The sequence below is a fragment of the Kitasatospora phosalacinea genome (genome assembly GCF_000716545.1).
Lineage (GTDB): Bacteria > Actinomycetota > Actinomycetes > Streptomycetales > Streptomycetaceae > Kitasatospora > Kitasatospora phosalacinea.
Genome location: NZ_JNWZ01000096.1, coordinates 15,212 through 34,546 on the forward strand (window position 1 = coordinate 15,212; position 19,335 = coordinate 34,546).

Annotated in this window: 18 protein-coding genes; 13 read left to right on the forward strand and 5 right to left on the reverse strand. The window is 76.9% G+C overall.

Annotated features, from left to right (window positions below):
- Window positions 1–120: 120 nt before the first annotated feature.
- The gene (locus OO48_RS31880) at window positions 121–4,179 is read right to left on the reverse strand and encodes a SpoIIE family protein phosphatase (RefSeq protein WP_081952541.1); all 4,059 of its coding nucleotides are present in this window, start codon (window positions 4,177–4,179) and stop codon (window positions 121–123) included.
- 155 nt (window positions 4,180–4,334) lie between these two features.
- Here OO48_RS31880 and OO48_RS31885 point away from each other — a divergent pair, with 155 nt between their 5' ends.
- The 4 genes from OO48_RS31885 (at window position 4,335) to OO48_RS31900 (ending at window position 5,998) form a co-directional block, all read left to right on the forward strand.
- Window positions 4,335–4,712 (forward strand): STAS domain-containing protein, encoded by a 378-nt coding sequence (locus OO48_RS31885; RefSeq protein ID WP_063830793.1) that lies wholly within the window; start codon window positions 4,335–4,337, stop codon window positions 4,710–4,712.
- A gap of 116 nt (window positions 4,713–4,828) precedes the next feature.
- Window positions 4,829–5,254: an ATP-binding protein gene (locus OO48_RS31890; RefSeq protein WP_051733265.1), complete on the forward strand. Its 426-nt coding sequence runs from the start codon at window positions 4,829–4,831 to the stop codon at window positions 5,252–5,254.
- Between the two features lie 68 nt (window positions 5,255–5,322).
- The gene (locus OO48_RS31895) at window positions 5,323–5,763 is read left to right on the forward strand and encodes a VOC family protein (RefSeq protein WP_033222675.1); all 441 of its coding nucleotides are present in this window, start codon (window positions 5,323–5,325) and stop codon (window positions 5,761–5,763) included.
- Window positions 5,764–5,818: 55 nt separating this feature from the next.
- On the forward strand, window positions 5,819–5,998 hold the full coding sequence (locus OO48_RS31900) for a hypothetical protein (protein WP_033222677.1): 180 nt from the start codon (window positions 5,819–5,821) through the stop codon (window positions 5,996–5,998).
- Between the two features lie 71 nt (window positions 5,999–6,069).
- Here OO48_RS31900 and OO48_RS31905 read toward each other — a convergent pair whose 3' ends face one another.
- A complete protein-coding gene (locus tag OO48_RS31905; RefSeq protein ID WP_033222679.1) occupies window positions 6,070–7,326 on the reverse strand; it encodes an FAD-dependent oxidoreductase in 1,257 nt (418 codons plus the stop codon).
- A gap of 151 nt (window positions 7,327–7,477) precedes the next feature.
- Between OO48_RS31905 and OO48_RS31910 the strand changes: the two genes are divergently transcribed.
- The gene (locus OO48_RS31910) at window positions 7,478–8,338 is read left to right on the forward strand and encodes an oxygenase MpaB family protein (RefSeq protein WP_033222684.1); all 861 of its coding nucleotides are present in this window, start codon (window positions 7,478–7,480) and stop codon (window positions 8,336–8,338) included.
- 89 nt (window positions 8,339–8,427) lie between these two features.
- Complete coding sequence (locus OO48_RS35845) at window positions 8,428–8,601, forward strand: CsbD family protein (protein WP_063830792.1); 174 nt, start codon at window positions 8,428–8,430, stop codon at window positions 8,599–8,601.
- Window positions 8,602–8,671: 70 nt separating this feature from the next.
- Here the strand turns inward: OO48_RS35845 and OO48_RS31915 are convergent, their stop codons facing one another.
- The gene (locus tag OO48_RS31915) at window positions 8,672–8,896 is read right to left on the reverse strand and encodes a DUF6458 family protein (protein ID WP_033222686.1); all 225 of its coding nucleotides are present in this window, start codon (window positions 8,894–8,896) and stop codon (window positions 8,672–8,674) included.
- Window positions 8,897–9,336: 440 nt separating this feature from the next.
- On the opposite strand from OO48_RS31915, the gene OO48_RS31920 reads away from it, so the two are divergent.
- The 3 genes from OO48_RS31920 (at window position 9,337) to OO48_RS31930 (ending at window position 12,406) form a co-directional block, all read left to right on the forward strand.
- On the forward strand, window positions 9,337–9,657 hold the full coding sequence (locus OO48_RS31920; RefSeq protein ID WP_157845594.1) for a hypothetical protein: 321 nt from the start codon (window positions 9,337–9,339) through the stop codon (window positions 9,655–9,657).
- A 409-nt stretch (window positions 9,658–10,066) separates the two neighbouring features.
- A complete protein-coding gene (locus tag OO48_RS31925; protein WP_425338609.1) occupies window positions 10,067–11,494 on the forward strand; it encodes a SulP family inorganic anion transporter in 1,428 nt (475 codons plus the stop codon).
- Between the two features lie 123 nt (window positions 11,495–11,617).
- A complete protein-coding gene (locus OO48_RS31930; protein ID WP_033222689.1) occupies window positions 11,618–12,406 on the forward strand; it encodes a PP2C family protein-serine/threonine phosphatase in 789 nt (262 codons plus the stop codon).
- A gap of 194 nt (window positions 12,407–12,600) precedes the next feature.
- Here OO48_RS31930 and OO48_RS31935 read toward each other — a convergent pair whose 3' ends face one another.
- Window positions 12,601–13,215, reverse strand: coding sequence for a TetR/AcrR family transcriptional regulator (locus tag OO48_RS31935; protein ID WP_033222691.1), 615 nt, complete (start codon window positions 13,213–13,215; stop codon window positions 12,601–12,603).
- A 137-nt stretch (window positions 13,216–13,352) separates the two neighbouring features.
- On the opposite strand from OO48_RS31935, the gene OO48_RS31940 reads away from it, so the two are divergent.
- Both OO48_RS31940 and OO48_RS40865 read left to right on the forward strand, forming a co-directional pair.
- Window positions 13,353–14,309: a phosphatase PAP2 family protein gene (locus OO48_RS31940; RefSeq protein WP_081952543.1), complete on the forward strand. Its 957-nt coding sequence runs from the start codon at window positions 13,353–13,355 to the stop codon at window positions 14,307–14,309.
- A gap of 234 nt (window positions 14,310–14,543) precedes the next feature.
- Window positions 14,544–15,617 carry a PP2C family protein-serine/threonine phosphatase gene (locus OO48_RS40865; RefSeq protein ID WP_280842445.1) on the forward strand — a complete coding sequence of 358 codons (1,074 nt, stop codon included), beginning with the start codon at window positions 14,544–14,546 and terminating at the stop codon, window positions 15,615–15,617.
- A 43-nt stretch (window positions 15,618–15,660) separates the two neighbouring features.
- Here OO48_RS40865 and OO48_RS31950 read toward each other — a convergent pair whose 3' ends face one another.
- Window positions 15,661–16,926 (reverse strand): APC family permease, encoded by a 1,266-nt coding sequence (locus tag OO48_RS31950; RefSeq protein WP_033222692.1) that lies wholly within the window; start codon window positions 16,924–16,926, stop codon window positions 15,661–15,663.
- 126 nt (window positions 16,927–17,052) lie between these two features.
- Here OO48_RS31950 and OO48_RS31955 point away from each other — a divergent pair, with 126 nt between their 5' ends.
- The gene (locus OO48_RS31955) at window positions 17,053–17,628 is read left to right on the forward strand and encodes a dihydrofolate reductase family protein (protein WP_033222693.1); all 576 of its coding nucleotides are present in this window, start codon (window positions 17,053–17,055) and stop codon (window positions 17,626–17,628) included.
- A gap of 663 nt (window positions 17,629–18,291) precedes the next feature.
- On the forward strand, window positions 18,292–19,335 hold a 1,044-nt coding region (locus OO48_RS31960), incomplete at its 3' end, for a S1 family peptidase (RefSeq protein ID WP_245194884.1).

The following is a 19,335-nucleotide window of genomic DNA, read 5'->3' on the forward strand; positions in this document are numbered from 1 at the left end:
GGCCACCCGGCAACCGCGTCGACCGCGGAACCCGGAGCCCCGGGCGAGGCTACCCCAGCCGCCGCGGTGGGCGGAAAAACCCCGGACGGGGCCGGTCGGGGACGCGGCCCTCCGCGGCCCTCAGCCGGGGAGCGGGAACTCGGTCACGACGGTCACGGCCGGGTCGCCGTTCCCGGCGGGCGCGACGGTGACGCGCAGCCGGTCGGCGGTGGCCGCGGCGGACAGCCGCAGGGCGTCGCCGGGGGCGGCGGCCGCGAGGGCCCCGGCGAACGCCTCACCGGCGGTGGCGGCCGCCGCCCGGGCGGCCCCGGGCGAGGCGCCGCACCCCGCGAGCCAGGCCCGCACGGCCTCCCGGGCGGCGGGCAGCTCCCCCGGCCGGGCGGGCAGCGACAGCTCCAGGCGGCCCGGGTGCCGGTAGAGCAGGACGGCCACGTCGTCCTCGTAGCCGGCGGCGGGGCGGAGCCGGCCGGTCACGAGGTCGGGGAGCCCGGCGACCGGCAGGCGGCCGCCCGAGACGACCGCGGCGGCGGCCGCCGCGATGCCCTCGGACAGGCCCTCGCGCCGCCGCTCGACCAGCCCGTCGGTGTAGAGCAGCAGGGTGGAGCGGCCCGGCAGGACCGTGCGGGCCTCGGGCCGCGGCCGGCCGGTGCGGACGGCCAGCGGCAGGGAGCGGCCCCCTTCGAGCAGGACGGTGCCGCCGTCGCCGCGGACCAGCACGCCCGGCGGGTGCCCGGCGCTGGAGTAGCGCAGCTCGCCGGTGGCCGGGTCGAGGACGCCGCAGAAGACGGTGGTGCAGACCGCGCCGGGGACGGTCGCGGCGAACGCGTCCAGCGCGGCCAGCGTCCGGGCCGGGCTGTGGTCCTGGAGCAGCAGGGCCCGGCAGGCGCTGCGCAGCTGGCCCATCACGCTGGCCGCGGTCAGGCCGCGGCCGACGCAGTCGCCGACGATGATGCCGGTCCGCCCGTCGGGCAGCGGCACGGTGTCGTACCAGTCGCCGCCGACCTCCAGCGGCGGGGTGGCGGGCTCGTAGCGGGCCGCGAAGCCCTCCGGCAGCCGGTCCGGGCCCAGGATGGCGCGCTGCAGGGCGAGGGCCGTCTCGCGCTGCTGGTCGATCCGCTCGGCGCGGGCCAGCCCCTGGGCGAGGCGGCCGCCCAGGAGGGTGAGCAGCAGCTCGTCCTCCCGGGTGAAGGGGCGCTGCTCGCCCAGCTCGACGGCCAGCACCAGCGGCCCGCCGGGGTGCTCCAGCCGGACGCCGGTGCCGGCCGGGCCCGCCAGCGGGGTGAGGGCGGGGCCGGTGGCCAGCTCCGCCAGGTGGCGCCGGACCGGCTCCGACAGGTCGGGGGAGGGGCCGGCGGTGGTGAGCCGGGGCGGGGCGCCGGGGTCCGGGCGGTCGAAGCGGGCCGCCACCACCCGGCGGGCCCGCCACAGCCCGCGCAGCTCCTCCAGGGCGCGGGACAGCGCCTCCTCGGCGTCGGCGGCCCGGGCCAGGCAGTCGGCCAGCGCGGCCAGCGCGCTCTCCCGCTGGACGGCGTAGTACTCGGCGGTCACGTCGCGGAAGGTGCCGACGGTGACGGTGCGCCCGGTCGTCGGATCCGGGACGCGGTTGAAGGTGGAGTGCGCCCAGATCCGGTGGCCGTCCCGGTGGGTGGCGGGCACGGTGGCGCTGCCGCGGTCGCCCGCCAACGCCCCGGCGAGGGCGTCGGCGGACCGCTGCCGGGCGTCCGGGTCGACCTCCCCGTCCGCCCACCACGGGTGCGGCGGGGCGTAGGGCAGCCCCTCGGGGCCGTACCCGAGGAGGTCCGCGAACGCCGCGTTGATCCGGACGATCGCGCCCTCCTCGTCGCAGACGAAGAACGCGTCCTGGAGCGAGTCGACCAGCCCCTCGCTCCACCGGGTGTGCCGCTCGCGCAGCCGCGCCAGCCGCAGCGCCGAACGCACCCGGGCCAGCAGGTCGGCCGCGGCGAAGGGCTTGACCAGGTAGTCGTCCGCCCCCGACTCGAAGCCGTCGATGGCGTCGTCGCGCCCGGCCCGCGCCGACAGCAGCAGCACCGGCAGGACGGCGGTGCGCGGATCGGCGCGCAGCGCGGCGACGAGTTGCAGGCCGTCCGTGCCGGGCATCATCACGTCGCTGATCACCAGGTCGGGGGCGGCGGCGCGGACGGCGGCCAGCGCCCGGTCGCCGTCGCCGACCGCGGTGACCCGGTGGCCCGCGCCGCGCAGGACGCGGGTGAGGTAGTCGCGCATGTCGGCGTTGTCGTCGACCACCAGGACGTGCGCGGCGTCCCCGTGCGCGGCGTCCCCGTCCGCGGCCTGCTCGGCGGGGCCCGACGTCGTCGGTGCCGGGTCGGCGGTCTCCAGGAAGAAGGGCTCGGCGTCCGCCCGCACGTCCCGGACGGACGGGAGCCGGTCCGCCTCCGGGGGGAGGACGGCCCCCGGGGCCAGCGGCAGGTCGACGGTGAAGGCGCTGCCGCGGTCCGGCACCGATTCGGCGGTGATCGTCCCGCCGTGCAGCTCGACCAGCTCCTTGACCAGGGCCAGGCCGATGCCGCTGCCCTCGTGCGAGCGCGCGCGGGTGCCCTCGACCCGGTGGAAGCGGTCGAACAGGTGCGGCAGCTCGGCGGCGGGGACGCCCACCCCGGTGTCCGCCACGGTGACCAGGGCCCGCCCGTCCCGCTCGCGCACCCGCACCCGGATCACGCCCTCGAAGGTGAACTTCAGGGCGTTGCCGAGCAGGTTGAAGACGATCTTCTCCCAGAGGCCCGGGTCCACCATGACCGGGGCGCCCAGCGGCTCGCAGTCGACCTCCAGGGCCAGCCCGGCGCGCTGCACCGCCGAGCGGAACACCGAGGCCAGCCCGGCGGTCACCCGCGCCAGGTCGACCGGCTCCGGGCGGGCCCGCATCCGGCCCGCCTCGATCCGGGAGAAGTCCAGCAGCGTGTTGACCAGCCGCTCCAGCCGCAGCGCGTTGCGCCGGACGGTCTCCACGTCCTCGCGGACGTCCGGATCCGCACCGAGGCCCGGCCCGGCCGCCGCCCCGGCGTCTGCGAGCCGCTGCCGCAGCGCCTCGACCGGCCCGGCGATCAGCGTGAGCGGGGTGCGGAACTCGTGGCTGATGTTGGAGAAGAACGCGGTCTTCGCCCGGTCCAGCTCGGCCAGCTGCTCGGCCCGCCGCTGCTGCGCCTCGTGGCTGCGGGCGCTGGAGACGCCCGCCGCCAGCCGGCCCGCCACCAGGTCGACGAAGCCGAGGTGGGCCTCGTCGAGCGGGCGGTACCGGTTGAGGCCGACCACCAGGAAACCGCTCGGCCCGTCGCCCTCCTCACCGCCCAGCGGCACCACCCGGGCCCGCCGGGGCGGCTCCTGCCACGCCCCGCACGGCAGGTCGGCGAACGGGCCGTCCGCCAGCAGCGGCGTCGACGCCCCGCCCCGGCGGACCGTCGCCACCGGCCACGGGCCCGCTCCGTCCGGGCCGATCAGGGCGGGCGCGGCCGGGTGCCCGGCGGGCATCCCGGAGGAGGCGGCCAGCCGGGCCCCGCCGCCCTCCTCGAACAGGTACGTCAGGGTGAAGGGCAGGTCGTACGGGTTGCGGGCGAGCTGTCCGGCGGCGAAGGCGAGGAACTCCTCCTCGGTGCGCACCGTCCCCGGGGCGGAGCCCAGGTCGCGCAGCGTCGCCATCCGGCGCTCCGCGACCACCCGCTGGGTGTCCTCGCTGACCACGCACAGCACGCCGACCACCTCGTCCGCCCCGTCACGCAGCGGGCTGTACGAGAAGGTGTGGTACGTCTCCTCCGGGTACCCGGAGCGCCGCAGCCACAGCAGCAGCGCCTCGTCCCAGGTCGCCTCGCCCTCGGCCAGCACGTGCTCGATGCGCGGCCCGGCCTCCTCCCAGACCTCCGCCCACACCTCCCGGAAGGGGCGGCCCAGCGCCCACGGGTACTTGTCGCCCAGCGTGTCGCGCCGGTACGCCCCGTTGCAGAAGAACGTCAGCTCGGGGCCCCAGGCCAGCCACATCGGGAACCGCGAGGACAGCACCAGGTCCACCGCCGAGCGCAGGCTCTGCGGCCAGCCCGCCGGATCGCCCAGCGGCGTCGCCGCCCAGTCGACCCGCGCCAGGTCGGCACCCACCACCGGATCGGCGCCGAACGCCCCCCGTGCCCGCTCCCGCGCCACCGGTTCCCTCATCTCCTGCCGGGCACCGCCGGACGCGGCGCCGCCACCCAATTGTGCCGGGCCGCCGGGCAACCGGCCGGGACCGGACCCGGTCCCGACCGGATGCCCGCTCCCCGGCCGGGCAACCGCCCTGATCCACCGCGCCCGGGTTGGCTAGCATGACCGCCATGACGGACCACACCCCGGGGCAGCCCGGGACGACGGTGCTGCACCTGCGCGGCGACCTCGACCACGACAACGAGCGCGAACTCGCCGCCACGGTGGACGCCGCCGTCGCCCGCAGCAGCGGCGTCCTCGTCCTGGACGTCTCGGCGGTCACCTTCGCCGACTCCTCCACCCTGCGGACCCTGGTCCTGGCGCAGCAGCGGATGGAGGCGGCGGACGGTGCGCTGGTCCTGCTCGGCCCGCTCGCGCCCGCGCTCCGGCGCCTGCTGGAGATCACCGCCACCGACGACTACTTCACCGTCGCCGAGAGCATGCCGCAGGCCCTCGCCGCGGCCGACGGGCTGCTGCGCCGGGGCCGGGACGGAGCGGGCGCCGGGTGATCCGGGGCCCGATCGCACCGCATCATCCGCCCCCCGCGGGGCACAAGCCCCTCAGATCCCTCAAGCCCGGCCTCGCCGGCCGGCATGCACCGTGCCGTAGACAATTCGAGGTCGCCATGCCCCACCACGACGCCCGGCCGCCCACCCCGGTCGCCGTCCCCGAAGGGCCGCCGCCGGAACCCGTGCGGACGGCAGGCCAGGCCCGCACCGCCGTCGCCCGACTGCTGGAAGCGGCCGGACACCCCGGCGGCCGGGTCCTGGCCGACGCGCAACTCGCCGTGACCGAACTCGTCGCCAACGCCCTGCGCCACGGCGGCGGCCTGACCTGCTTCCACGCCGGACTCGGCAGCAACGGCACCGAACTGGTCGTCGAGGTCGAGGACGGCGACGACCGCCACCCGGTCGCCCAACCGCTCCACGACCGCGACCCCGCCACCGCCGGCGGCCGCGGCTGGGCCATCGTCCAGGCCCTGGCCTCGACCTGCCAGATCCGTCCGCTGCCCGGCGGCGGCAAGCGCATCCGGGTCACCTTCGCGCTGTGACGGGCGGGCGGGTGCCGGGCGGCTACCGTGGTCGTGGACCGACGCCCACCGCACGGAGGAGGACCGGCATGGCGGTCAGACGGATGGACAACGTCCTGGTGGTCGTCGAGGACCTCGACGCCGCCGTCGCCTTCTTCGTCGAACTGGGCCTCGAACTGGAGGGCCGGGGACCGCTCGAATGGAGCGGGGCCGAACGCGTCATCGGGCTCCGCGACGTCCGGCAGGACGTGGCGATGCTGCGCGTCCCGGGTGGCCCCGGCCGGGTGGAGCTGGCCAAGTTCCACCGCCCCCGGGCCCTCGCGCCCGAACCGCGGAACGCCCCGGCGAACACGCTGGGCCTGCGGCGGATGATGTTCGCCGTCGACGACCTCGACGACGTGGTGGAACGCCTGCGGGCCCACGGCGCCGAACTCGTCGACGAGATCGTGCGCTACGAGGACGTCTACCGGCTCTGCTACGTCCGCGGCCCGGAGGGCATCGTCGTCGGGCTCGCCGAGGAGCTCGGCTGAGCACCCGCCGGAAAAACCAGGGGTTCGATCGGTGACGGCAGGTCAGACTGGGCGCATGAACACCGATCGCCGCCCGTTGTGGCAGCCCTTCTCCGAGACCGCCACCCAGCAGCCGCTGCACCCCCGCGACGGGCAGCGGCCCGCACCGGCCACCGCCTCGCCCTTCCTCGAACCGGGCCCGACGGCCGACCGGGCCGAGGCGCCCGGCCCCCTCGCCGGGCGCCCGACCGGCTGACCGCGCCGGCCCGGCGTCCGGCGACCGCTCACCCGCCCGGCCGGGCGCCCCGCCCGGCGTCCGGCGACCGCTCACCCGCCCGGCCGGGCGCCCCGCCCGGCGGCCAGGTCGGCCAGCACCTCGCGGGCCGCCCGCGCCCCCGACGCCAGCGCGCCCTGCACCGACCCGGTCGCCCGGTGGTCACCGCACACGTACCGGCCCGGCGCCCACCGGCTGCCGCGGGTCAGCGGGTGCGGGGCGGGCATCGCGGGCAGCGCACCCGCGATCCGGTACGCGGCCAGCGGCTCCCAGCCCGAGGTGTCGCAGCCGTACAGCTCCGCCAGCCGGGCGCGCACCGCCGGCTCCTCGGCGGCCGTGCCGAGCACCGAGGTCGACACCAGCGACAGCCCCGGCGGCGCGCAGTCCGGCACCACCTCCGACAGCACCACCGAGTTCAGCAGCCGCCGGTCGCCGTCCACCAGCAGCGTCGGCTCGGCCAGCGGACTGCGCTCCACGGCGTGGTAGAAGGTCGTCACCGCGCGGGTCGGCGGCACCGCGAGGCCGGGCAGCAGCGCGGCGGCCGCCGCGGGCTCGGTGGCCACCACCACGCAGCGCGCCGCGACCTCCCGGCCGTCCGCCAGCAGCGCCCCGCCCCGGTGCACCGACGCCACCGGGGCGTCCAGCTCCAGCGACCCCGGGGGCAGCAGCGCGGCCAGCGCCGCCGGGACCGCCCCGATCCCCGCGGCCGGGAGCGCCAGCGTCCCCCGGACCATGCTGCGCCAGTACAGGTGGAACACCCGGCCGGAGGTGTCCAGCCCGTCCTCCAGGAAGACGCCGGACAGGAACGGGCGCAGCACCCCGTCCACGGTCGCCCGGGAGACGCCCGCCCCGCGCAGCGCCGCCGCCGTCGGCACGTCGCGCCCGCGCCGCAGGGCCGCGGCCGGCAGCAGGGCGTCCCGCACGGTCAGCGCGCCGAGCGCCACCGCGTCCCGGACCGGCACCACCCGCCCGCCCAGCAGGTCGCCCGCCAGTCCCGGGCGGCGCAGCGGATCGACCACCCGGCGGCGGCCGGCCGAACCCGCCAGCACGAAGCCCGGGGTGAACGGGCGCAGGCGCAGCGGTCGCAGGGCCAGCCGGCGCCGCACCTGCGGGTAGGAGGTGTTGAACACCTGGAAGCCCCGGTCCAGCCGGAAGCCGTCGCGCCGGTCGGTGCGCATCCGCCCGCCCACCGCGTCCGCGGCCTCCAGCAGCCGCACCCGCCACCCGGCCGCCGCGACGTCCAGCGCACAGGCCAGGCCGGCCGCCCCGGCGCCCACCACCACCACGTCCACCGCACCGCTCGTCCCCACCGCGCTCCTCCTGTCCTCGACGTCCGCCCCGGCGGACCGGCGGGGCCGACCGCCGGCCCCGCACCGGGACCCGCATCCGTACCCGTTCGGAACCGGCCCGTCGGGCGGATGGGCCGTTCGGCCGCCCGCGGCACCGACTACCGTGGAAGACATGGACGCGCGACGGGCGGACCTGCGGGAGCGGCTCGGTGCGGCCCTGTTCGCGAAGGTGGCCGGGCCGGGGGGCCCCGCCGTCCGGCAGCGCATCCACGGCACCCCGGGGCCGCGCTGGTTCGGCCCGGACCGGCCGATCCGGACGGTGCACGGCGACGCCGCGATGTTCGTCGGCGGGCTCGCGGCGCTCCTGGTCCAGTCGCTGCACCCCTCGGCCATGGCGGCGGTCGCCGCGCACTCCGGCTACCGCAGCGACCCGTGGGGCAGGCTCCAGCGCACCAGCACCTTCCTCGCCGTCACCACCTTCGGCCCCGCGCCGGACGCCCGGGCCGCCGTGGACCGCGTCCGCGCCGTGCACGCCCGGATCCGCGGCGCGACGGCCGCCGGGGTCCCCTACCGGGCCGACGACCCGCACCTGCTGGCCTGGGTGCACGCGGCGGAGACCGACAGCTTCCTGCGCGCCCACCAGGCGTACGGGGCGGCGCCGCTCGACGCGGCGGGCTGCGACGCCTACGTGGCGGACACCGCGGAGGTCGCCGCCGCCCTCGGCGTCGAGGCACCGCCCCGCAGCCGGGCGGAGCTCGCCGCGGTGCTCCGCTCCTACCGGCCCGAACTCGCCAGGACGGCCGAGGCCCGCGAAGCCGCCCGCTTCCTGCTGCTCCACCCGCCCCTGCCCTGGGCCGTCCGGCCCGCCTACGGCGCGCTGGCGGCCGCCGCCGCGGGCCTGCCCGCCCCGGAGCACCGCGCCCTGCTGGGCCTGCCGGCCGATCCGGTCACCGCCGCCGCGGTCCGCCCGCTCGGCCTGGCCGTGGTGCGGGCGATCCGGTGGGCGATGCCGGTGCCTCGGGAACGGACCTGAACAGAAGTGGCCGGTGGGGTGGAATCATTCCGGGCAACCCGGGCATACGGAACTTCGTCAGCGACGGATCTACCGGTCGGGAGGCCACGATGAGCGCGGACGACAAGATCCAGAACACCGGCGACAAGGTCAAGGGCACCGCCAAGGAGGCCGTCGGCAAGGCGGTCGGCAACGAGCGCCTGGAGGCCGAGGGCAAGGCCGACAAGGCGAAGGGCGACGTCAAGCAGGCCGGCGAGAAGGTCAAGGACGCCTTCAAGGACTGAGCGGGTCGCCCCGACCGCAGGGGGCCCGGGCCGTCGAGACGGCCCGGGCCCCCTGCGGTCGTTCCCGCCGTCACAGCACGTCGCGACGGTGCTCCTCCACCACCACCTCGTCCACGCCGCGCCCCAGGTAGCGGCGCCGGCCCAGCACCCGCGCGTAGACGGCCACGCCGATCAGGCCCGCCGCCATCAGCACGATGCCGACCACCGTGAGGTTGACGCCCGCCAGGTGCCAGTGCACGCCGAACGCCAGCACAGCCCCGACCGCCAACAGGATGATGCAGCCACCGATCCCCATGATCGCCTCCGTCGCAGTGTCGCTCACCCCGTCCACCGGGGCCGCCCGGCGTCTACCCCCGACCGGCCGGAGGATTCCCGCCCCGCGCCCGCACCCTGACGCCGCGTCGGCCGCGCGGCCCGGGGCGGCCCGGTGGGCGGGGCGAGGCGGCGTCGTCCACCGCGAGCAGCCCCGCGCCCACTGAGGTGCCCGCACCGCCCGGCTCGCCGGGCGCGCACACAGGGTGAACGGGCGCACGCCCCGGCGGCAACCGAACTGTCCGACGGATCGTCAAGTTCCTTTCCACCGACGGGTTCACCGCAACCGGCAATCCGGGAAACCGGGTACCGTGATTACGTTCCGTCAGTATGCTGGTGCGTGCGCGGCGACCGGGCCGGGCGGACGTCGGGGGAGGCGAGATGGTCGGGCGCGGGACGACGCGCGGCAGGCGGACCACCGCCGTGCCCGTCGCCCTCCTCGCCGTACTGCTGGCCGCCGTCCTGGCTCTGCTCACTGCCGGGCCCCCGGCCCAGGCCAGGGCGCCCCGCCCGCCGGCCTCCGCCGCCGCCGAAGAGCACCTCGAGTGCGAGCACCAGCAGGAGGCGCAGGCCCCGGCCGGCCGCTCCGCCGCCCGCCACCGGGGCAGCGGCGGCCCGCCCGCCCGTCCCCAGGACCGCCCCGACGACGAGACCGCCCCCGCCCCGCCCGTCCCCGGGGCCGCGCGCCCCGCCGACGGGTCCAGACCGGCCGCGCTCGCGCGCCTCCAGGTCTTCCGCTGCTGAGCGGGCCCGCGAACTGACGGCCACCGGCGGCGCTCCGGTACGCCCGCGACCGGCCTCCCCGCGACCGGTACGCCCGCGACCGGCCCGCCCGGAGCCCGGCGCGCCCGGAATCCGGTACCGCCCCGGCCGGGTGACGCCCCGTCAGTCCGCTCCGCCGCCCGAAGACCGCAGCCCCCGCCCCGGCCGACGCCGGGCGGGCGGAAGGAGACCCGATGCGACACCCCGCGCACCACCACGCCCACGCCCTCCCGCACCGGAAGGCCCGCGCGCTGTGAACCTCGACCCGAACCCCGGTTCCCACCCGAAGCCCGTCCCCGTCCCCGTCCCCGTCGCCGCCTCCGAGCCCGGCCGCGCCGCCGCCTTACGCGGGGCGCTCGCGCACTGGCGCCAGGACCTGCCCGCCTCGCTGGTGGTCTTCCTGGTCGCCGTCCCGCTGTGCGTCGGCGTCGCCGTCGCCTCCGGCGCGCCCGCCGAACGCGGGCTGGTCACCGGCATCGTCGGCGGCCTCGTGGTGGGCCTGCTGCCCGGCAGCAGCCTCCAGGTCAGCGGCCCGGCGGCCGGCCTGACCGTCCTCGTGTTCGACGCCGTCCAACGCTTCGGCCTCGGCTCGCTCGGCGTGCTCGTGCTCGCCGCCGGGCTGCTCCAGATCGCCATGGGCCTGCTGCGCACCGGCCGCTGGTTCCGCGCCATCTCGCTGTCCGTCGTGCACGGCATGCTGGCCGGCATCGGCCTGATCCTGATCCTCGGCCAGCTCTACGCCGTCTCCGGACGCACCGCGCCCGGCAGCGGCGGCGGGAAGATCGTCCAACTGCCCGCGCTGGTCGGCGACTGGTTCACCGGCCGGGCCGCCACCACCGCACTCCTGATGGCCGCCGCGACGGTCGCCCTGCTGACGGTGTGGCGCCGACTGCCCGCACCGGTCCGCGCGGTACCCGCCCCGCTCGCCGCCGTCGCCCTCGCCGCCGCGGCCGCCGCCGCCTTCGGCCTCGACGTCCCCCGGGTCCGGGTCGACGGACTGCTGGACTCCGTCGCCCTGCCCACCCGCGACGACCTCGCCGCCGTCACCGGCGCCGCCGGCCTCGGCACCGTCCTCGCCTTCGCCCTGATCGCCTCCGCGGAGAGCCTGTTCAGCGCTGCGGCCGTCGACCGGATGCACCACGGCCCGCGCACCGACTACGACCGCGAACTCACCGCCCAGGGCATCGGCAACACCCTGTGCGGCCTGCTCGGTGCCCTCCCGATGACCGCCGTGATCGTCCGCAGCGCCGCGAACGTCCAGGCCGGCGCCCGCACCAAGGTCTCCCGCGTCCTGCACGGCCTGTGGCTGCTGCTGTTCGCCGCGCTGCTCCCGGCGGCCCTCGGGCTCATCCCGCTCGCCGTCCTCGGCGGGGTGCTCGTCCACGCCGGGGCCAAGCTCGTCCCGCTGCGCCAAGCGGTCGCGCTGTGGCGCGGCCACCGGGGCGAACTGCTGGTCCTCGCCGTCACCACCACCGCGATCGTCCTGACCACCCTCTTCGAGGGCGTCCTGATCGGCGTCGCCCTCGCGGTCGCCAAGAGCGCCTGGCAGACCTCCCACCTGCACATCGACCTCACCGACACCGGCCCCGGCACCCCCCTGCGGATCCGCCTCAGCGGCAACGCCACCTTCCTCCGCCTCCCCCGCCTCCTCGACACCCTCGAATCCCTCCCCACCGGCCGTCCCGTCCAACTCGACTGGACCGACCTCCGCCACCTCGACCACGCCTGCCGCTCCGCCCTCCTCACCTGGGCCGGCCGCCACACCGCCCACGAGGACACCCCCGTCACCTGGGAACCCCCGCTCACCGTCACCACCTGACGGAGCGGGCCGGGGGCGGGGAACGGCGAGTTCGTTCCCCGGCCCCCGCCGCCGGGGCGGGGAGGGCGAGGGGGAGAATCGTGCCGACAGGATTCGGTCGGGGGTCGGTGAAAGGGCCGTGGAGTGCCGTACGTCGTCGTCAGCGCGATCAGCCATGACGGAGTGGTCAGGGACCACAACGAGGACAGTCTCGTCCTGGGGCCGTGGACGCTGTGCGCCACCTCCACCGACAGCCCGCAGTCGCTGGTCTTCCCGCTCGGCGACACCCCGGTGGCGGTCGCCGTCGCCGACGGCCTCGGCGGCCACCCGGCCGGCGACGTCGCCTCCGCGCTGACCGCCCGTCACCTCGCCGCGGCCGGGCCGCGCCTGCGCACCGAACAGGACGTCACCGACGAACTGCGGGCCTGCCACGCTGTCCTGCACGCGGCCGCCGAGGCCGACCCCGGCCTGGCCGGGATGGCCACCACCGTGGCCGGGGCGGTGTTCGGAGCCGAACACGTCCTGGTGTTCAACGTCGGCGACAGCCAGGTCTTCGCGATCACCCCCGACCGCGGCGACGGCCTCGGCCTGCGCCTGCTCAGCACCGACGACAGCCCGCCGCCCGCACCCGGCCGGCGCACCAGCCACCTGGTCACCAGCACCCTCGGCGGCCCCACCGCCCCCGAGGACCTCCACCCCCACCTCGTCCGCCTGCCCCTCGAACCCGGCGCCCGCTACCTGCTGTGCACCGACGGCCTCACCGACCCGGTCGCCCCGGACGACCTCGCCGCCCTGCTCACCGAGGCCGACGCCGAGGCCGACGGCGACCCCCAGGGCGACGACCAGCGCGCCCTGGTCGACCTGTGGCGCGCCGCGATCCGGGCCGGCGGCCCGGACAACATCACGCTCGCCCTGGTCCGCATCGAGGACTGACCCGCCGGGGCCGGCCGTCGGGGAGCGGCCGCGCACGGGCTGCGGGCCCGGAGCGCCGCGCCGGGTGCCGAGGGCCGGTGGACGCGGCGGTGGGCGCCGCTGCTGATCGTCCCCGGCCAGGCCCCGCGCCGTCTCACCCTGCGCCGTCTCACCCTGCGCTGTCTCTACCCCGTGCCGTCTCTACCCCGTGCCGCTCAGGCCAGGCCGAGCGCGGGCAGCACGGCGGACTCCACGTACCTGGCCAGGTAGTCGGCGTCGGCGGGTCGTCCGGCGATCAGCGGGCGGATCCGGGCCAGGCCGAAGATCATGCCCGGGACGAACTCGAGCGCCGGGTGGTCGGCCGGCACCTCGCCGCGCTCCACCCCGCGCCGCAGCACCGCCTCCAGGGCGGCCACCTCGGGGGCCACCACCGTCTCGCGCACCGCGTCCCGCAGGTCGCTGTCGGTCATCAGGGCGTAGCCGAGCGCCTGCAGCAGGCTGCTGTCCCGGTCGGACCACGCTCCGGCGGTCGCGGCCACCAGCCGCAGGTCGCTGGCCAGCGAACCGGTGTCGACGTCGGCGCAGCGCGGCTGCCGGTCGGCGCGCAGGGCGGCCGCGACGAACTCGGCCTTGGTCCGCCAGCGCCGGTAGAGGGTGGACTTGCCGCACCGGGTGCGGGCGGCCACGCCCTCCATGGTGACGGACTCGTAGCCGTTGGTGCGGATCTCGTCGAGCACGGCCTCGAAGAACTCCCGCTCGCGCTCGGAGGAGATCTTCGAGCGGGCCTGGGCGGCGGTCGGTCCGGCGTCCTCGGCGGGCTGGTGCGTCATGCCTTCCCCATGGTGTCGGTGCGGTGGCAGGCGTATGTACACTACCCAAACGTATCGATACGTGATCGTATCGATACGTCAGCGTATCGGCACTCGCGAGCGGTCCACGAGCACGGCCCGCCAGTAAGGGGGGAGGCTTGCGCGCCCCGACGGAACCCGACGGCACCCCGGCCGGACCCGGCACGGCAGCCGGAGCACCCGGCGCGAAGCCGGGCGGAGGCACCTCCCGGCCCCCGCTGCTGCGGGAGCTCCTGCTCGTCATCGGGCTGTTCCTGGTCTACAAGTTCGGCCGGCGACTGGCCATCGGCCACACCGCCGCCGCCTTCCACAACGCGGACCGGGTCTGGGGCTTCGAACGCACCGTCCACCTCCCGGGCGAGGGCGCCGTGCAGTCGCTGCTGCTGCACGACCACACGGTGGTCCAAGTGGCGAACGCCTACTACGCCACCGTCCACTTCCCGGCGACCGCGCTGTTCCTGATCTGGCTCTACCTGTGCCGCCCCGTCCACTACCTCTGGGCGCGCCGGGTGCTGGCCGTCGTCACCTCGGCCGCCCTGGTGCTGCCGTTCGCCTTCCCGCTGGCCCCGCCGCGGATGCTCGCCGCCAGCGGGCTGCAGGACACCGCCCGGCTCTACGGCCCCTCGGTCTACGGCCCGCCGAACGTCGACCACCTCTCCAACCAGTACGCCGCGATGCCCTCCCTGCACTTCGGCTGGGCCCTGATGGTGGCGATCGGCCTGATCGCGGCCAACCGCTCGCGCTGGCGCTGGCTGTGGCTGCTGCACCCGCTGATCACGCTGACCGTGATCGTCGGGACGGCCAACCACTACTGGCTGGACTCGATCGTCGCCACGCTCATGTTCCTGCTCGCCTTCGCCCTCCTCCCCGGCCCCGCCCGCACCGCCCTGCCCGCCCGCGCCGGTCCGTCCCCGCGCACCGTCCTGCCCGCCCGGATCGGCCTGCCCCGCCGCCGCGGAACGGGCCGCTTCCCGCGCCAGGCCGGTCCGCCGCCCGGCGAGCGCGTCCCGGGCGGGCGCGTCCCGGGCGGGCGGGCGCCGACGGGCCGGGGCGTCCGGGCGCGGACCACGCCCTGACGGCCGGTGGTCCGTGACGGCCGGTGGCTCCTGACAGCCGGTGGCTCCTGACGGCCGGTGACGGCGCGCCCCGCGTCGTGTCGCAGCACCCGGCCGCATCCGCGTTCTGGTGAACTCTCGGAAGGGTCCCGCCCCGGCGGGCGGGACCGGGCCGACCGCCACGACCGCACGGGAGCGCACATCGACAGCCAGCCCGAAGACCGCGACCCGGACTCGGCACCGGTCACCCGCGCGGTGGCACTGGCGGCCGCCGTCCTGCTGTACGGGCTCGTGGTGGGCCTGCAGTACGGCACCGGCGGCTGGCACCTGCCCTCCGTGCTGGTCGCGGTGCCCGCGGTCGTCGGTCTCGCCTTCGGACCGCCGATGATCATCGCGTCCGCCGTGGTCGCGGCCGCCACCCGCTGGGTGTTCACCGCCACCGAGCCCGGGCGCACCGGCGCGGCGGCCGGGACCACCGCGGTGATCTTCGGCATCGCCGCGCTCGGCTGCTTCGTGTTCCGCCGCCGCGAACACTCCGCCGCCCGCCTGGTGAGCGTCGCCACCGTCGCCGAGACCGCCCAGCGCGCCGTGCTGCGCCCGGTGCCCGCCACCGTCGGCCCCTTCCGGATCGCCGCCGGCTACCGGGCCGCCGCCCGCTACGCCCGGATCGGCGGGGACCTCTACGCCGTCGCGGACACCCCGGCCGGGCTGCGCGCGCTGATCGGCGACGTCCGGGGCAAGGGCCTGGACGCGGTGGCCACCGCCGCCGTCGTGCTCGGCGCCTTCCACGAGGCCGTCCTCGACGCGCCCACCCTGGACGCGCTCGCCGACCGGCTCGACGCCAGCCTGCGCCGCCACCTCACCGACCCGGAGTCCTTCGTCACCGCGTTCCTGCTGGAGGCCGCGCCCGACGGCACCGCGCGCGGCCTCTCCTGCGGCCACCCCGCCGCGCTGCTCCTGCGCGACGGGGCGGTGTCCGAACTCCCCGCCCCGGCCGGCCTCCCGCTCGGCCTGCGCACCCCCGCGTCCGACCCCGACCCAGCCTCCGACCCCGCGCCGGCCCCCGCCGTCCCGCTGCACCCGGGCGACACCCTGCTGCTGTACACCGACGGGCTCAGCGAGGCCCGCGACCGGGCCGGCGACTTCTACCCGCTCCCGGCCCGGCTGGCCGCCTGCGCGGGACTGCCCCCGCAGGCCCTGGTGGACCGGTTGCAGCAGGACGCCCACGACTTCGCGGGCGGCACCGCGGACGACACGGCGCTGCTCGCGCTGGCCCTGGCCGCCGACGGGACGGGGCCGGGGCCGGGGGACGCGGCGGCACCCGACTGAACCCGCCGGGTGCCCGGCCCGGCGGCCGGTGGTCGGCGCCCGCTCAGCCGCGGCCGCGCACCCGGCGCAGGCCGTAGGCGGCGGCGCCGAGCGCGAGCACGGCCGCGCCCCACAGCACCGAGGCGGCCGGGAGGGCGAAGGCCAGCACCACGCAGCCGGCGCCGCCGACGACCGGCACGATCCGGGGCGGGCGCCCCTCCGCCGGGCTCAGGGTGGAGGCGGAGGCGTTGGCGACGGCGTAGTACGCGAGGACGCCGAAGGAGGAGAAGCCGATGGCCCCCCGCACGTCCGAGGTGGCGGCCAGGACGGCGACCACGGTGCCGACGGCGAGTTCGGCCCGGTGCGGCACGTGGAAGCGCGGGTGGACGGCGGCCAGGACGCGCGGCAGGTGGCCGTCGCGGGCCATCGCCAGGGTGGTGCGCGAGACGCCGAGGATCAGCGCCAGCAGCGAACCGGTGGCCGCGACCGCCGCACCGACCCGGACGACCGGGACCAGGCCCGGCGCGCCGGCGGCGCGGACGGCGTCGGCCAGCGGCGCGGTGCTGCGCGCCAGCGCGTCGGGGCCGAGGGCGGCCAGGACGGCGAGCGCGACCAGCGCGTAGACGACCAGGGTGATGCCGAGCGCGGTCGAGACGGCCCGGGGGATGGTCCGGGCCGGGTCGCGAACCTCCTCGCCGAGGGTCGCGATGCGTGCGTACCCGGCGAACGCGAAGAACAGCAGCCCGGCGGCCTGCAGCACGCCGTACCAGCCGGCGTCCGCGCCGACCGCCCAGCGCCCGGCGTCGGCGTCCGGACCGGTCAGGCAGGCGGCGACCACCGCGGCCAGCACCGCCAGCACCACCGCGACGATCGACCTGGTCAGCCAGGCCGCCTTCTGCACGCCGAGGTAGTTCACCGCGGTCAGCGCCACCACCGCGGCCACCGCCACCGCGTGGGCCTGCGCGGGCCAGACGTAGGAGCCCACCGTCAGCGCCATCGCCGCGCAGGACGCGGTCTTGCCGACCACGAAGCCCCAGCCCGCCAGGTACCCCCAGAACTCGCCCAGCCGCTCCCGCCCGTAGACGTAGGTGCCGCCGGAGGCCGGGTAGCGGGCCGCCAGCCGCGCGGAGGAGGTGGCGTTGCAGTACGCGACCGCCGCCGCCAGCGCCAGGCCCGGCAGCAGCCCGGACCCGCCGGCCGCCGCGGCCGGGGCGAGCGCGGCGAAGACGCCCGCGCCGATCATCGACCCCAGCCCGATCACCACCGCGTCGAACAGGCCCAGGTGCCGCTCCAGTTGCCCCGGTCCGGCCGACAGCGCCGACGTCCTCATGCTCCAACCCTTCGACCGCGTGTCCCGATACCGGCCGACGATATAGAGCCCCGGTGTCCGGGAGGTGAACCCCCGGCCCCAGGTGCGCGGCGGTTGTACGGTCGGACCAGGTACCGAGGAGGCCCGATGCGCAAAGTGACCTATTCGATGAACACCTCGCTCGACGGCTACGTCGTCGGGCCGGACGGCGGCTTCGACTGGACGGTCCCGGACGAGGAGATCTTCCGCCTCGCCACCGACGAGGTGCGCGGGGCCGGCGTCCACCTGCTGGGCAGGCGGCTCTACGAGACGATGCTGTACTGGGAGGACGTCGACCAGAACCCCGCGCTCGGCTTCTCCACCCGCGAGTTCGCCACGCTCTGGCGGGCGCTCCCCAAAGTGGTCTTCTCCCGGACGCTGCGGACGGTGCGGGGCAACGCCCGCCTGGCGTCCGGCGGGCTGTCGGAGGAGATCGGGCGGCTGCGGGCCGGGCCCGGAGCGGGCGACATCGCGATCGGCGGCGCGGCCCTCGCCGCCGAGGCGGCCGCCCTGGGCCTGATCGACGAGTACCGCGCCAAGGTCCACCCGGTGCTCGTCGGGGGCGGCACCCCGTTCTTCCCCCGGCACGGACAGCAGGTCGGCCTCGAACCCGTCGAGATCCGCCCCGTCGGCCCGCGGGTCGTCTACCTCCGCTACCGCACGGCGGGCCGCCCCGGCCGGTAGCGCCTCCGCACCGCCCGACCCGTCCGACGGGGTGCCGCCCGACGGGGTGCCGCCCGACGGGTCGTCGGGGCGGCCTCCTGCTCCTCCGACCGGTCGACGATGCGGCCCCAACGGGCCGGTGGCCGGGGCCTGTTGAACGGGCTGCTGCCGCTCTCCGCAGCCGCGCCGTTCGCGCTCGCCGCCGTCCTGACCTCGCCGGGTGCCACGTGCACACCCCGCTGGGCAGCAAGCCCGGCCGCTGGTCCGGCTTCACCCTGATGCCCGGCCGCCCGACCGCCCGGGCGTGGACGCCGGGGACTCCCGCCACCGGGCCGTCAGGGTGACGGTGCGACAGGCGGGGAGCGCCCTCCGGTCGCCGGTCTGCGACGCGGTGGACCTCGGCAGCACGGTGCGCTTCCAGGACCGCGAGCAGGTCGCACCGGACACCCGGCGGCGGGTCGACCCGTACGCGGTCTCCTCCTTCGTCCGCCGAGGGCGGTCCGCCCCGGTGCGAAGGGTCCTGACGCCGGGTCAGGCCGGCGGCCCGGTCGGGAGCGTCCGCCGGGAATTCCGCGCGCGAGTTCCGACGGCATGGTTGACCGGATTGAAGTGGTCATGGCACTTTCGTCCGGCGTGGGCGTGCGCCAACCGGCCGCACGTCCGCAATCCCCCACAAGGAGAGCCATGTTCAAGAGATTCGCCGCCGCACTCGGCGCGGGCACGGTCGTCGCGGGCGCCCTGACCATCGGCGCCGCTCCGGCCCAGGCCGTCCAGGCCGGCGACCTGACCTCCACCATCGCGCTGAGCAACTGCTCGGCCTCGCTGGTCCGTTACCCCAGCTCGGTGGAGACGGACCGGGCGATGATGCTGACCAACGGCCACTGCCTGCCGACCATGCCGACGCCCGGCCAGGTCATCCAGAACGCGAGCGCCAGCCGCAGCGGCACGCTGCTCAACTCCTCCGGGGCCTCGCTCGGCACCGTCCAGGCGGACAAGGTGCTGTACGCGACGATGACCGGCACCGACGTCGCGCTGTACCAACTCACCGACACCTTCGCCTCCGTCACCTCCAAGTACGGGGCGACGGCGCTGACGATCAGCGACACCCACCCGGTGGACGGGGCCGCCATGTACATACCCTCCTCGTACTGGAAGCAGGTCTGGAACTGCTCGGTCAACGGGTTCGTCACAACCCTGCGCGAGGACCAGTGGACCTGGCACGACTCGCTGCGCTACAGCGCGGGCTGCAACACCACGCACGGCACGTCCGGATCGCCCATCGTCGACGCCGCCAGCAGGAAGGTCGTCGGCATCAACAACACCGGCAACGACGACGGTGCGATGTGCACCCTGAACAACCCCTGCGAGGTGGCCGCGGACGGCACCACGACCGCCACCAAGGGCCAGAGCTACGGCGAGGAGACCTACTGGTTCACCACCTGCCTGGGCACCGGCCGGGTCATCGACCTGAACGTCAGCGGCTGCCTGCTGACCAAGCCGGCCGGCGCGGCCGTCTCGGTGACCAACCCCGGCAACCAGTCGACCGCGGTCAACGGCTCGGTCAGCCTGCAGATCAAGGCCACCGGCGGCACCGCGCCGCTCAGCTACTCGGCCACCGGGCTGCCGCAACTGCACCCCCGCCCAGCTGCTCGGCAACCCCGGCTTCGAGACCGGCAGCGCCAGCCCCTGGACCGCCTCCTCCGGCGTGGTCGACAACTCCTCCTCCGA

Excerpts from the sequence above, each read along its gene's own strand:
- OO48_RS31910 (WP_033222684.1), top strand. The coding sequence starts at position 7,478 with ATGGACGCGCGACGGGCGGACCTGCGGGAGCGGCTCGGTGCGGCCCTG.
- OO48_RS31955 (WP_033222693.1), top strand. The coding sequence starts at position 17,053 with ATGCGCAAAGTGACCTATTCGATGAACACCTCGCTCGACGGCTACGTC.
- OO48_RS31950 (WP_033222692.1), bottom strand. The coding sequence starts at position 16,926 with ATGAGGACGTCGGCGCTGTCGGCCGGACCGGGGCAACTGGAGCGGCAC.
- OO48_RS35845 (WP_063830792.1), top strand. The coding sequence starts at position 8,428 with ATGAGCGCGGACGACAAGATCCAGAACACCGGCGACAAGGTCAAGGGC.
- OO48_RS31935 (WP_033222691.1), bottom strand. The coding sequence starts at position 13,215 with ATGACGCACCAGCCCGCCGAGGACGCCGGACCGACCGCCGCCCAGGCC.
- OO48_RS31895 (WP_033222675.1), top strand. The coding sequence starts at position 5,323 with ATGGCGGTCAGACGGATGGACAACGTCCTGGTGGTCGTCGAGGACCTC.
- OO48_RS31890 (WP_051733265.1), top strand. The coding sequence starts at position 4,829 with ATGCCCCACCACGACGCCCGGCCGCCCACCCCGGTCGCCGTCCCCGAA.
- OO48_RS31915 (WP_033222686.1), bottom strand. The coding sequence starts at position 8,896 with ATGGGGATCGGTGGCTGCATCATCCTGTTGGCGGTCGGGGCTGTGCTG.
- OO48_RS31880 (WP_081952541.1), bottom strand. The coding sequence starts at position 4,179 with ATGAGGGAACCGGTGGCGCGGGAGCGGGCACGGGGGGCGTTCGGCGCC.
- OO48_RS31900 (WP_033222677.1), top strand. The coding sequence starts at position 5,819 with ATGAACACCGATCGCCGCCCGTTGTGGCAGCCCTTCTCCGAGACCGCC.
- OO48_RS31885 (WP_063830793.1), top strand. The coding sequence starts at position 4,335 with ATGACGGACCACACCCCGGGGCAGCCCGGGACGACGGTGCTGCACCTG.